Annotated in this window: 11 protein-coding genes; 9 read left to right on the top strand and 2 right to left on the bottom strand. The window is 67.0% G+C overall.

Annotated features, from left to right (window positions below):
• The first annotated feature begins 22 nt into the window (after positions 1-22).
• Positions 23-298 (top strand): LysE family translocator, encoded by a 276-nt coding sequence (locus tag ACHL_RS23690; protein WP_081434784.1) that lies wholly within the window; start codon positions 23-25, stop codon positions 296-298.
• Between the two features lie 11 nt (positions 299-309).
• Here ACHL_RS23690 and ACHL_RS01295 read toward each other — a convergent pair whose 3' ends face one another.
• On the bottom strand, positions 310-2,808 hold the full coding sequence (locus ACHL_RS01295; RefSeq protein WP_012630997.1) for a beta-glucosidase family protein: 2,499 nt from the start codon (positions 2,806-2,808) through the stop codon (positions 310-312).
• 90 nt (positions 2,809-2,898) lie between these two features.
• Here ACHL_RS01295 and ACHL_RS01290 point away from each other — a divergent pair, with 90 nt between their 5' ends.
• On the top strand, positions 2,899-3,486 hold the full coding sequence (locus ACHL_RS01290) for a TetR/AcrR family transcriptional regulator (protein WP_012630996.1): 588 nt from the start codon (positions 2,899-2,901) through the stop codon (positions 3,484-3,486).
• A gap of 64 nt (positions 3,487-3,550) precedes the next feature.
• On the opposite strand, the gene ACHL_RS01285 is transcribed toward ACHL_RS01290, so the two are convergent.
• Positions 3,551-4,771: an ROK family transcriptional regulator gene (locus ACHL_RS01285; RefSeq protein WP_012630995.1), complete on the bottom strand. Its 1,221-nt coding sequence runs from the start codon at positions 4,769-4,771 to the stop codon at positions 3,551-3,553.
• 193 nt (positions 4,772-4,964) lie between these two features.
• Here ACHL_RS01285 and ACHL_RS01280 point away from each other — a divergent pair, with 193 nt between their 5' ends.
• From ACHL_RS01280 to ACHL_RS01250, 7 genes are all read left to right on the top strand, one after another.
• Positions 4,965-6,068: a Gfo/Idh/MocA family protein gene (locus ACHL_RS01280; protein ID WP_012630994.1), complete on the top strand. Its 1,104-nt coding sequence runs from the start codon at positions 4,965-4,967 to the stop codon at positions 6,066-6,068.
• Positions 6,065-6,892 carry a hypothetical protein gene (locus ACHL_RS01275; protein WP_012630993.1) on the top strand — a complete coding sequence of 276 codons (828 nt, stop codon included), beginning with the start codon at positions 6,065-6,067 and terminating at the stop codon, positions 6,890-6,892. The genes ACHL_RS01280 and ACHL_RS01275 overlap by 4 nt, the downstream gene beginning before the upstream one ends.
• A gap of 110 nt (positions 6,893-7,002) precedes the next feature.
• Entirely contained in the window at positions 7,003-8,319 is a 1,317-nt protein-coding gene (locus ACHL_RS01270; protein ID WP_012630992.1) for an ABC transporter substrate-binding protein, read from the top strand.
• Positions 8,320-8,330: 11 nt separating this feature from the next.
• Positions 8,331-9,293: a carbohydrate ABC transporter permease gene (locus tag ACHL_RS01265; RefSeq protein WP_012630991.1), complete on the top strand. Its 963-nt coding sequence runs from the start codon at positions 8,331-8,333 to the stop codon at positions 9,291-9,293.
• The gene (locus tag ACHL_RS01260; protein ID WP_012630990.1) at positions 9,293-10,183 is read left to right on the top strand and encodes a carbohydrate ABC transporter permease; all 891 of its coding nucleotides are present in this window, start codon (positions 9,293-9,295) and stop codon (positions 10,181-10,183) included. The genes ACHL_RS01265 and ACHL_RS01260 overlap by 1 nt, the downstream gene beginning before the upstream one ends.
• Before the next feature lie 42 nt (positions 10,184-10,225).
• Complete coding sequence (locus ACHL_RS01255) at positions 10,226-10,972, top strand: sugar phosphate isomerase/epimerase family protein (RefSeq protein WP_012630989.1); 747 nt, start codon at positions 10,226-10,228, stop codon at positions 10,970-10,972.
• Entirely contained in the window at positions 10,969-12,090 is a 1,122-nt protein-coding gene (locus ACHL_RS01250; protein ID WP_012630988.1) for a Gfo/Idh/MocA family protein, read from the top strand. The genes ACHL_RS01255 and ACHL_RS01250 overlap by 4 nt, the downstream gene beginning before the upstream one ends.
• Positions 12,091-12,097: the final 7 nt, after the last annotated feature.

Here is a 12,097-nt window from a genome sequence, read left to right as displayed (position 1 = left end):
GCGGCGTACATGGTGTGGCTGGGTGCGTCCCCGCTGTGGAAAAGCCGGAACGCGGGACAGGCCGCTGCCTCCATGCCGGCCGCCTCAGGCGAACCTGCAGGCACCCCTGCGGACGGGCGTCCTGCTGGCGGGCGTCCGCTGCCTCCTGTCCGTGCTGTGGTTCGCCGGGCTGATCTTCGGCGCCGGCTACGCGTCCAGGTGGCTCAATGGCCCCCGCAGCGTCCGGGTGATCGACCGGATCACCGGAACCGTCCTGGTGGGTTTCGGGCTCAAGCTCGCGCTTGAACCGCGGCACTGACGGCCCGCCTCCTAGCGCACGTCGATGTCCAGCGCCTGGAACCCGTCCGCCGAATGCCGGCCCACCAAAATCCGGAACGTACCCGGCTCAACCTGCCAGCCGCCGTCGTAATGGGCGAAGGCGCGCCCCGGAATCCTGACCTCCACGCTGGACGTCCCGCCGGCTGCCAGATGGGTTCCGGCGTAGCCTGCGAGCCAGCGCACGGGCCGCTCCACCGCTGACTCCGGGCGCTCAAGGTAGACCTGCACCACCTCGCGGCCCGCCCGCGTACCGGTGTTCCGGACGGGGACGTGGACCACCACGTCCTTGCCGGCGGGAACGGCCTGGGAAGCGTGCGGCGTGCAGAGCTCGAATGTGGTGTAGCCCAGTCCGTAGCCGAAGGGCAACGCCGGGGCCGCGCCACCGGCGGCCTGCTGCTTCAGCCAGGCCCGGTACCCCACATGGATGCCCTCGGAATAGACCACCTTGCCGTCCATGGGCGTGGTGTCCAGTACCGGGACGTCTTCCAGCGCCGCTGGCCAGGTGGTGGGCAGGCGGCCGCCAGGTTCCTCGGCACCGAGGAGGATGTCCGCGATGGCGCGGCCGAACTCCTGTCCCCCGAACCAGCCCAGCAGCACCGCCCCAACCTTGTCCAGCCATGGCATAAGCACCGGCGAGCCGGAGTTCACCACCACCACGGTGCGCGGATTGGCGGCGGCCACGGCTTCCACCAGCCGGTTCTGGTGGCCGGGGAGGTCGAGGTCCTTGCGGTCGAAGCCTTCGGACTCAATGGCGGCGCTGGTGCCCACCACCACCACGGCAACGTCCGCAGTCCTGGCCGCCTCCACGGCGGCGTCGATTTCGGCCTGCGGGTCCGCCACCACGGTTTCCTCGCCCAGCAGGATCGCGGTGAACGGGATGGCTTGATCAGCCGGCAACTCGAAGAGCGCCTCGATCCGCACCCGCTCACCGGCCTCGGTTTCGATGGCGTGCACGGTCTTGGGTGGGTCGAAGAGTGCTGCGCCGAGGACTTCGGTCTCGTCCTCGATGTCCCCGTTGAAGACCTCCTGCCCGCGGAGCGAGAGGCGGATTCTGCCCACGGTACCCAGGCCCAGGTGGTGTGTGCCCGCCGAGGGTGCCGTCCAGTCGGTTTCCATCCGGATGGCGGCGGCGCCCTCAGGGATGCCGATCCCGAACCAGATCAGGTGGGATGCCAGCCGGTCCTCGCCGGAAAGTTCCGTGCCGTCAGCGGCCAGGAACGTTACGCGCAGGCCGGGGACGTTGGACACCGGGTTGTGGAGCGAGGTCCGCGGGAAGGCCTGCAGGCCTTCGGCCACCTTGGCGCCGCGGTGGTAGGAGATGGCAACGTTGGCGGGCAGGGCCTCGCGCAGGCCCTCCAGCGGTGAGATGTTCTGTTTGGGCATGACGGTGGCGCTGCCGCCGCCCTGGGTGCGTGCTTCTTCCGCGTTGTGGCCGCTCACGGCCACACTGCCCAGCGCCGCGGGGTCCAGGGGCAGCAGGCCGTCCTTGTTGCGGACCAGGACGGCGCCGCGGACGGCCACTTCGCGGGCGACGGCGGGGGCGTTGAGGGGTGCCGGCAGTTCCGTCACGGCGGGGCTGACGCCGTCGAGCGAACCTACGCGCGCGGCCAGCCGGAGGATGCGGACCACTTTGTCCAGGATGGCGGTGCGGCTGACGCGGCCGTCCCCGACGGCGGCCAGGAGCTTGGGTCCCCAGTGACCCACGGGGCCCGGCATCTCCAGGTCCTGGTGGGCGTTGGCGGCGTCAACGGAGCGGACGCCGGTCCAGTCGGACACCACGACGCCGTCGAATCCCCATTCTGTGGACAGCGGGGTTTCCAGAAGGTCGTTTTCGCTGGCGGTGGTGCCGTTGATGGAGTTGTAGGAGCTCATCACCAGCCAGGCACGGGCCTCGGTGACGGCGTCCTCGAAGGCGGCGAGGTAGAGCTCCCGCAGGGGCCGCTCGTCCACCACCGAGTCGGAGGTGAAACGGTCGGTTTCGGCTTCGTTCGCCAGATAGTGCTTGGGAGTGGCTCCAACCCCCATGGACTGCACGCCGGCCACGTACCCGGCGGCGATGGTGGCCGTTAGCCGGGGGTCTTCGCTCATGCACTCGAAGTGCCTGCCGCCCAGCGGGGAACGGTGCAGGTTGATGGTGGGGCCCAGTACTGCGTGGACGCCTTTGCGCCGGGCTTCCTGGCCCAGGACCTGGCCGTAGCGGCGGGCCAGATCGACGCTCCACGTTGCGGACAGGGCGGACGACGACGGAAGCGAAACCGAGTCGTGCCGTTCATCAAAGTCCTCTCCGCGGACGCCGGCGGGGCCGTCGGACATCACCACGCGGGACAACCCGATGGCGGGAAGAGCGTGCGTGGACCAGACGTCCGCGCCGGTGAGCAGCTGGACCTGCTGCTCCAGGGTGAGGCTTTCCGCAAGGTCCCTGATCCGGGCTTCGGCGTCCGGGGAGCCGACGGCTGGGACGGTGGCGGCGGCGGGCAGGGTGGGATTCATAAGAGCTCCTTCACTTAGTGCAAAGATCGTAGCCGTAAAAACCGAGTATGACTAGGCTTTCGCTGGACTCAGTGAAATACACTGGCTCCCGTGACCCCGAACAAGCCGCGCGGACCCTACGCCAAGGGAGCAGAGCGCCGCGAACAGATCATCCAGACCGCAACCGACGTGTTCGCCACTGATGGCTTCGAGGGCACCGCCCTCAAGCGGGTGGCTGAGCTGGTGGGCGTCAGGGAGGCCACCCTCTTCCACTACTTCAGCGGCAAGCAGGAACTGCTGACCGCGGTCCTGGCAGAGCGGGACCGGCGTGGGCTTGCAGACACTCCGGCTAAGGAGGCTGGGCTGGCGCTGATGGCTCCGATAGCCGCCAGGAACCGGACCCAGCCCGGGCTCACCACGCTCTACGCGGTAGCTTCCGCCACGGCCAGCAACCCCGGACATGATTCTCACGGCTACTTCCAGGAGCGGTTCGCCTCCGTGGTCCGCGCCCTGGAGGACGACATCCGGGAACGGCAGGCGGCCGGCGGAGTCAGGTCCGATGTTTCGGCCAACGACCTGGCCAGGCTGGTGGTGGCCGTGTCCGACGGGCTGCAGCTGCAGTGGCTCTACGACAAGGACGTGGACATGGCAGCCGGGCTCACCACCTTCATCGACGTCCTCCTCAAGCCGCCCGCCTGATCCCTTTGCGTCGGGCCGGCCGGCAATCCGCTCGAGAGCAGTGCCGCGCGGTCCGGCCTGCGGCCTAACCGGCGATGGCGTTGCCGGCGAGGGTGGCTTCGATGACCGCGGGGGAAAGCACGTGCTGGGTGACCATCTGGCTGGCCCCCAGGATGGCCGCCTGGCCGCCGGCCATGGAAATGCCGATACGCAGGTGCGTGGTGGCCAGCGGCAGCGACCGCCGGTACACCACTTCGCGGATGCCGGCCACGAGGTGCTCACCCGCCTCCCCCACGCTCCCGCCAATCACGATCATGGACGGATTCAGCAGGTTGACCACGGTGGCCAGTACGTCACCAACGTCGCGGCCGGCCTGGCGCAACGCCTGGATGGCCTGCAGGTTACCTTCGGCCACGAGCCGCAGGACGTCACTGCCCGTCTTGGCTTCCAGCCCGTGGGCCTGGAGCTGGTTCGCGACGGCGGGACCTGACGCGAGCGCCTCCAGGCACCCGTAGTTGCCGCAGCGGCACAGGACGTCGTCGCCGCGGGGGACGCGGACGTGCCCAAGGTCGCCGGCGGTGCCGTTGGCGCCGCGCTGCAGCTCGCCGCTGCTGATGATGCCGGCGCCGATTCCTGTGGCCACTTTGATGAACAGGAAGTTGTCGTGTTCAGGCCAGTGCGCCGTGCGTTCGCCGAGCGCCATGATGTTCACGTCGTTGTCCACCAGCACGGGAACGGGCAGCTGCCGCTGGACGTAGGGGACGACGTCGAAGCCGTCCCAGCCGGGCATGATGGGCGGCTTGACCGGGCGTCCGGTGTCGTGTTCAACGGGTCCCGGAAGGCCGATTCCGACGCCGGCGAGGTCGCCCAGCTCGCGCCCTGCTTCGGCCAGGAGTTCCTTGCCGGCGGCGATGACGCGGCCCAGGACAACGGCCGGGCCGTCCGCCACTTCCTGCGCAAACCGGCGTTCGCCGAGGATGCTGCCGCCCAGGTCGGTGACGGCAACAATCACATGGGTGGCTCCGACGTCGACGGCCAGCACCACGCGGGCCTCGGGCTTGAAGGCAAAGCGCGACGGCGGCCTGCCGCCGCTCGAGTTCGCCTCGCCGGCCGGGCCCACGAGGCCGGAGCCGATGAGGGCGTCAATGCGGGACGCCACGGTGGACCGGGCAAGCCCGGTGGTGAGGGCCAGCTCGGCACGGGTCCGCGCCTGGCCGTCACGAAGAAGCTGGAACAGGTCACCAGCGCGCGAAAGGTTGCCGGCGTCGGCTTCCCTTGCAGGCAATTTTCCTGTGGCTGGAGTCATGTACAAGTCATAACACGCGGACTTGGCCCTGTCACGAATGCAGAAGACTGATTTGAAGCAAACAACTTTTGCTTGACTCTCGTCAAAAGTCGTCCTAGGTTGTGACCAGGAGCACATCACCCCTGCCGATGCAGCAGATTGACGGCATCGATCAGCCTCCGCATCCGAGTCCGCCTACAAAGAGGTAACTGACTTGCCAAGCCAGACACAGCCCGCCGGCCCGCCCCTCGGGGTAGGCATCCTGGGCGCCGGTCCTGTCACCCAGGCCATCCACCTCCCCGCCCTCGCCCGACTCCGCGACATCCTCGAAGTACGCCACATCATGGATGTGGATGAGTCCCTGGCCGCGTCCGTCGCAGCCCGCGTCGGCGCCACGTCCAGCAGCAGCATGGACGCCCTGCTCGGCGATGATGCCGTGGACATCGTTGCCATCTGCAGCCCCCACCAGTTCCACGCCGAACAGGTCATCGCCGCCTGCCGGGCCGGCAAGAAGGCCGTCCTGTGCGAGAAGCCGTTCGCCATGAACGCAGGCGAGGCGGCGCGCATCTCAGAGGTCAGCGCCGAAACGGGCGTTCCCATTGTGGTGGGTGCCATGCACACCTTCGATCCGGGCTGGCTTGCAGCGGAAAGGCACTGCGAAGACCTGCCCGAGACGGCACACACCATCCGCTCCTCCATCGTGCTTCCGCCCAACGCCCGGTTCGAAGACTTCGCCACGGAGATTGTGACCCGCCCCGCGGCCGGGACGCCGGACTACGCGGACATCGACGTCATCAAAGCCATGATGCAGGGCGGGATCATGGGGCTCGCCATCCATGACCTTCCCCTGGTCCGCCGGTTCACCCCGGACTTCAAGGACATCCAGGTGCTGCAGGCCCGGCACGTCAGGCCCTTCGGCTACGCCATCTCACTGCGCACCCCCACGCGTACCATCGAACTGCGGGCCGCCATGAACAGCACCTGGCAGCCGGAATGGAGCTTCGAGGCCATCGCCGACCACAGCGCGCTGCGGATCGATTTCACTCCTTCCTACGTCCAGGCGGGCTCCGCCACCGCCACCTTCAGCCGGGGCACCGAAACCACCACCTTCGGCCCCTACAGCCACAACGGCTACGAAGGGGAGTGGCGCGAGCTGGCAGAACTGGCGCGTGGAACCAAGCAGCCGCCGTCCGCGCAGACCCTGATCGATGACCTCACCTTCGCCCTGGCCATCGCGGACGCAACCGTGGACAGTGTCGCCGCAGACCACCACCGCCGGCCCGGCCCGATTGCCGCAACCGCAGGAGCGTCAGCATGAGCGCCACCTACTCCGTCGCAGCAACCCCCGCCGCCGAGGAGGCCGGGGCCGTCGCCCTGGCCGTGGCGTCGCTGCCGGCAACCTTCAGCCCGGCAGCGGACGGTGCCGCCGCCCCGGACGTCGCCGCCATCGCCGGCGGACCCGGCTGGACCGCAGAAGCCCTGCACGCCATCGAATCCGGCAGCCGCGGCGTCCTGGTGGTCAACCCCGTCCCCGAGGACACCGCACAGCTGTCCGCCGCCGCCGAAGCCGCGGACACCGCCGTCGTCCTGGACCTGCGCTGGGCCTCCAACCCGGCGCTGGTCTCCCAGGACGGCGGACCGGACGCCCGGGAAGCGTTCCGTAGTGCGCTGGGCACGGCAGCCATGCTGGACAGCGTCGCCACGGCGGCCCCCGGCACGGACCCGCAGCGGCTCCTCGGCGAGCACCTCGCCGCACTGCTGGAGGTGACCGGAACGCTCGACGCCGTGTCCCTGCTGCAGAGCGGGACCACCGGCTACACGTTCAGCGGAAGACTCGCCAACGGCGCCCCGATGTCCGCCCACGGCGTGCTGACCGCGGCCCGTCCCGCCGGCGTCGACATCCGGCTGTGCACGGCCGACGGCGGCGTCAGCGTCCGGCTGCCCGAACCGGCCGCCGCCTGGCCCGCCGAAGTCCGGGTCACCGGGCCGCACGGCGGACTTTTGCTTCCCACCCTGTACGAATCAGCCCACCGGGCGGCCTGGCGCCGCCTCAAGGAGCACCTCACAGCCGGCACCCGGCCGGACGACCTCATCCGGTTCGCCCGGCTGACCGACCTTTACGCAACTTTCGCTGACACGTAACCCGCCCTTCCGCATACGCAACCAACCAGCAGTCCAGTCCCACCTCCACTCTCAACGATGAGCAGGACCGCACCACAACGCAGCCCGCGGCGGTCCCGAAAGGACACACCATGAACGCAAACACCCACCAGAGCCGTTCCTTCTCCCGCCGGGGATTCCTGGGCCTGACAGCAGCGGCGGCATCCGTTCCCCTGCTGGCGGCCTGCGGCGGAGGATCGGCAAGCCAGGGAGGCGGCGCCGGCGGCGCCATCAAGTTCTGGGACATGCCGTGGGCCACCCCGGCCTACAACGACGCTGCCAAGAAGATCGCTGAAGGCTTCTCGGGGGCAAACAGCAAGGCGACGTACCAGATCATCCAATGGAACAACTTCTACCAGACGTTCTCCTCGGCCATCGCCTCGAAGACCGGCCCGGCAGTGTCCACCGGCGGCGGCTTCCAGGCCTTCCAGTTCGAGGAGCAGGGCCAGATTGCCTACGCGGACAAGGTCATCGAGAAGTTGAAGTCCAACGGCCAATTCGACGACTTCCTCCCCGGAGTGGTTGAGCCGTTCAAAACGTCCAAGGGCTACGTCGCCGTTCCGTGGCAGCTGGACATCCGTCCGCTCTGGTACCGCAAGTCCCTGTTCGAGAAAGCCGGCGTGGGAGTTCCCACCGACTGGGCTTCCCTGCTTGAGGCGGGCAAGAAGCTCAAGGGCGTCGGCGCCGTCGGCTTCGCCACAGGTTCCGGTGCGGGCAACAACATCGGCAACCACCTGATGATCATGATGATGCTCAACAACGGCGGCGGCGTGTTCACCAAGGACGGTGAACTCGATGTCCTCAACGACCGCAACGTCGAAGCCGTCGAATTCCTGCTGGAGCTGGTCTCCAACGGCGTCATCGATCCGGCGGCAGTCAGCTACACCACCGATAACCTCAATGCGCAGTGGAAGGACAGCAAGGCCGCTTACGGCATGCTGACCCTGGGCGTTCCCGAGCGGGTGGGTGACACCTCCGGAGACATCGTGGTGGCAAGCCCCATCGCCGGTCCGCATGGGGACAAGGCCGCCCTGATCTTCCCGAACAACATCATGATGTACACCAACACCCCGTCGCAGGAAGCCTCGGAAGAGTTCGTGGTGTACTACCTGGGCAAGCTTAAGGAACTGTGGCAGCAGAAGCTCATGAACGCCCTTCCGGTCTTCAAGTCGATCACCGAAATGCCCGAGTTCACGGCCGATCCCAACAACGTCAAGATCGTCAACGAATACGTGCCGATCGCCAAGACCTTCGCCTCCCAGGGCACGGCCCTCAGCGCCAACCTCGCAGCCCTCGACGGCGGCCAGGCCCTGAACCAGTTCACCCAGACCGTACTCACCGGCAAGACGGACGCCAAGTCCGCACTGACAGCCTTCGACACCGGACTCAAGTCCGTCCTCAAGAAGTAGGCGCCGGCACCATGTCCTCCACTACAGCGCAGTCCGGCCTGGCCCGGGCCCGTAAGGGGCTTGCTCCCGGCGGGGCCGGGGGCGGGTCCCTGAACCGGAAGAGCAAGCTTTCGGCGCAGGCGTCCAGGACCTTCTTCTGGCTCCTGCTCCCGTCCGTGATCCTACTGGTCCTGATCCACGGCTACCCGCTCTTCCAGGCCGGGGTCCAGGCCACCCACGACGGCAACCTGATCGCTACCGGAAACTTCGTGGGCATCGAAAACTTCCAGCAGGTCCTCTCCTCACCGGCATTCTGGAAAGCCGCCCAGTTCACCCTCTGGTTCACCATTGTGGGTGTCTTCGGATCGTGGGCCGTCGGACTGGGGCTGGCTCTCCTGCTGCGGACCAAGATCCCCGGCGGGGGCACCTTCAAAGTTCTCCTGCTCCTGCCTTGGGTTGTTCCGATCGTGGTGTCCTCCACCGCCTGGAACTGGCTGGTGGCCACCCCGGACAGCCTTATCCCCTCCCTGTTCCGCAACCTCGGCCTGGGCACGCCGCTGTTCCTGGCCGACCCCACGCTCGCTGCCGTCACGGTCATGATCTTCAAGGTCTGGGTGTCCTTCCCCTTCATGATGATGATGATCTCCGCAGCGCTGGCCTCCGTGGACAGCACCGTCTACGAGGCAGCCAGCATGGACGGAGCATCCCGGTTCCAGCAGTTCACCCAGATCACCCTGCCGCTGATCGCCCGTTCCACTTACATCAGCTGGATCCTGATGACCATCTTCTGCGTCAACGACTTCCCCACCATCTACCTGCTCACCGGCGGCGGACCCGTTGACGCCACCACGTCCCTGGTGGTCCTGGCGTACCGCACCGTTTTCCAGGACTTCGCTACCGGCCCCGGCGTCGCCATCGCCTTCCTCATGACCATCACCCTGGTGATCGTCTCGGTCATCCTGTACCGCCAGATCCGAAAGTCGAGCGTCGAATAATGAGCGCAGTACTCCACGCCCACCCGGAATCCGGCCCCGCCCTTGGGGTCGCCGAGGGCAAACCACGCAAGGTTCTCTCCGAAGCAGGAATGCGCGGACGCTGGTGGCGTTTCGTCCTGATCCTGGTCATCACCGCGATCGTCCTGGTTCCGATCATGGTCACGGTGGTCCTGGCCCTCACGCCGGCCCCGAACAGCACGGCAACCGGCCTGACGCTGGAGAACATCACCGGCGTGTTCTCCAAGACCCTCGCCGGCACCTGGCTGCAGAACAGCCTGATCACCACGCTCGCCACCGTGTTCGTATCCGTCGCTGTGGCTGCCCCTGCCGGGTACGTCCTGTCCCGCGGCCGTTCCAAGGCAGTCTCCGGCTACTCCCTGCTTCTGTTCGTCATGCAGTCCCTGCCCATCATCACTTCCGTGGTTCCGCTGTTCATCCTCTTCGCCGCCATGGGCCTGGTGGATAACCTCATGGGCCTGACGATCATCTACGTTGGTTCAACCATGACCGTGGCCACCTGGATGATGGCCGCCTACTTCGACTCCATCCCCATCAGCCTCGAGGAAGCGTCCTGGATCGACGGCTGCTCAGTCTTCGGCTCCTTCACCAAAGTGGTGCTCCGCAACTCCCTGCCGGGAATCCTGTCCACCGCAATCTTTGCCTTCCTCCTGGCCTGGAACGACTACCTGGTAGCCATCGTGTTCCTGCGCTCCAACGAAATCTTCACCCTCCCCATGGGCGTGCAGTCCTTCTTCCAACAGAACAACACCGACTGGTCCGGAGTCATGGCCCTCGCCGTCATCATGATGCTGCCGCCCATCATCGTCTTCGCCACCCTGAACAAGTACTTCAGCGTGGGCGGCATCGGCGGATCCCTCGCCGGCCGCTAGCCTGCCCAACAACGTAGCCAACCCACACCTGATAGGAAACCCATGTCTTACTCACTCCAGCTGTACACCCTCCGCAACGCCATCGCCGAGGACCTGCCTGGAACCATAAAGAAGGTCGCGGAGATCGGCTTCACCCAGGTTGAGCCCTACAATTTCGTGGCCACGGCCAAGGAGCTCGGCGCCGCACTGAAGGAAAACGGCCTCACCGCACCCTCCGGCCATGCGCCGCTGCTGTCCCAGGACCAGGACGAGATCTTTGCCGCCGCCAAGGAACTGGGCATCAGCACCGTCATCGATCCCTTCCTGCCCGCCGAGCACTGGCAGGACGCCGAAACCATCCAGGCCACCGCGGCCAAACTCAACGCCGCGGCCAAGAAGGGCGCCGAGTACGGCATCACTGTGGGCTACCACAACCACGCCTGGGAACTGGAGTCCAGCATCGAGGGCCGCACCGCCCTGGAGTATTTCGAGTCCCTGCTGGATCCCGAACTGGTCCTTGAAGTGGACACCTACTGGGTGGCCGTGGGCGGCCAGGACCCCGTGGATATCCTCACCAAGCTCGGGGACCGGGTGAAGTTCATCCACATCAAGGACGGCAACCTGACCACGGACACCAAGGCACAGCAGCCTGCCGGGCAGGGTAAGGTCCCCGTCCTGGACGTGATTGCCGCAGCCAAGTCGCTCGAAGTCGGTGTGGTGGAATTCGACGACTACTCCGGGGACATCTTCGACGGCATCAGCCAGAGCCTCGCGTACCTGAACGCCGCAGCAGAAGGAGCCAAGGCATGAGTTTCACACCGTCCGCCCGCAAGGGACCGGTTGGCGTTGCAGTCATCGGCGCGGGCAACATCTCCAAGCAGTACCTGGACAACCTCACCGTTTTCCCGGACTTGAAGGTCCTGGTCATCGCAGACCTCTTCGAGGATGCCGCGGAGGCCCGCGCCAAAGAATACGGCATTCCCGAATGGGGCGGCCCGGATAAAGCACTGAACCACCCCGATGTCGAAATCATCGTCAACCTCACCATCCCTGCCGCCCACGTGGAGGTGGCCACCGCAGCGGTGAACGCCGGCAAGCACGTCTGGACCGAAAAGCCGTTCAGCCTGGACCGCGAATCGGGCCTTGGCCTGCTCAAGGCCGCCGACGCCGCGGGCATCCGGCTCGGCACCGCACCGGATACGTTCCTCGGTGCCGGAATCCAGACCGCGCTCCGGCTCATCCAGCGCGGCGACATCGGCACCCCGCTGACCGCCATGACCACCTTCCAGACCCCCGGCCCGGAATCCTGGCACCCCAACCCCGCATTCCTCTTCCAGCACGGCGCCGGCCCCTTGTTCGACATGGGCCCGTACTACCTCACTGCCCTTGTCCAGGCCTTCGGCTCCATCCGCAAGGTGGCCGCCGTCGGGTCCAAGGCCAAGGAGGTCCGCGTCATCGGTTCCGGGCCCAAGGCCGGCGAGGAATTCACTGTTGAGGTCCCCACCCACGTCTCAGCGATGGCGCAGTTCGAATCCGGCGCCTCCTCCCACAGCGTCTTCTCCTTCGAATCCCCCCGCGCCCGGATGGGGTTCGTGGAAATCACCGGAACGGAAGCCACCATCTCCCTCCCGGACCCCAACTACTTCACCGGCGACATCAGGCTCTGGCGCGCCGGCGACGAGGACTGGACCACCGTCCCCGCCACCGGCCCTGCCAACGGCCGCGGCATGGGCGCCCTGGACATGGCCCGCGCCATCCGCGCCGGCGTTCCGCACCGCGCCACCGGCGACCTCGCCTACCACGTGCTGGACAGCATGGTCTCGATCTCCGAATCCATCGACTCCGGAACCTTCGTGAACGTCGAAAGCTCAGCTCCGGCGTCCACAGCCCTCCCCGAGGACTGGGCCCCGGAAACCGCAACTCTCTAGCTCAGCC

Source organism: Pseudarthrobacter chlorophenolicus A6 (assembly GCF_000022025.1).
Classification (GTDB): domain Bacteria; phylum Actinomycetota; class Actinomycetes; order Actinomycetales; family Micrococcaceae; genus Arthrobacter; species Arthrobacter chlorophenolicus.
Note: the sequence above shows the minus strand (reverse complement) of the source record. Positions and strands in the feature narration are given on the sequence as shown.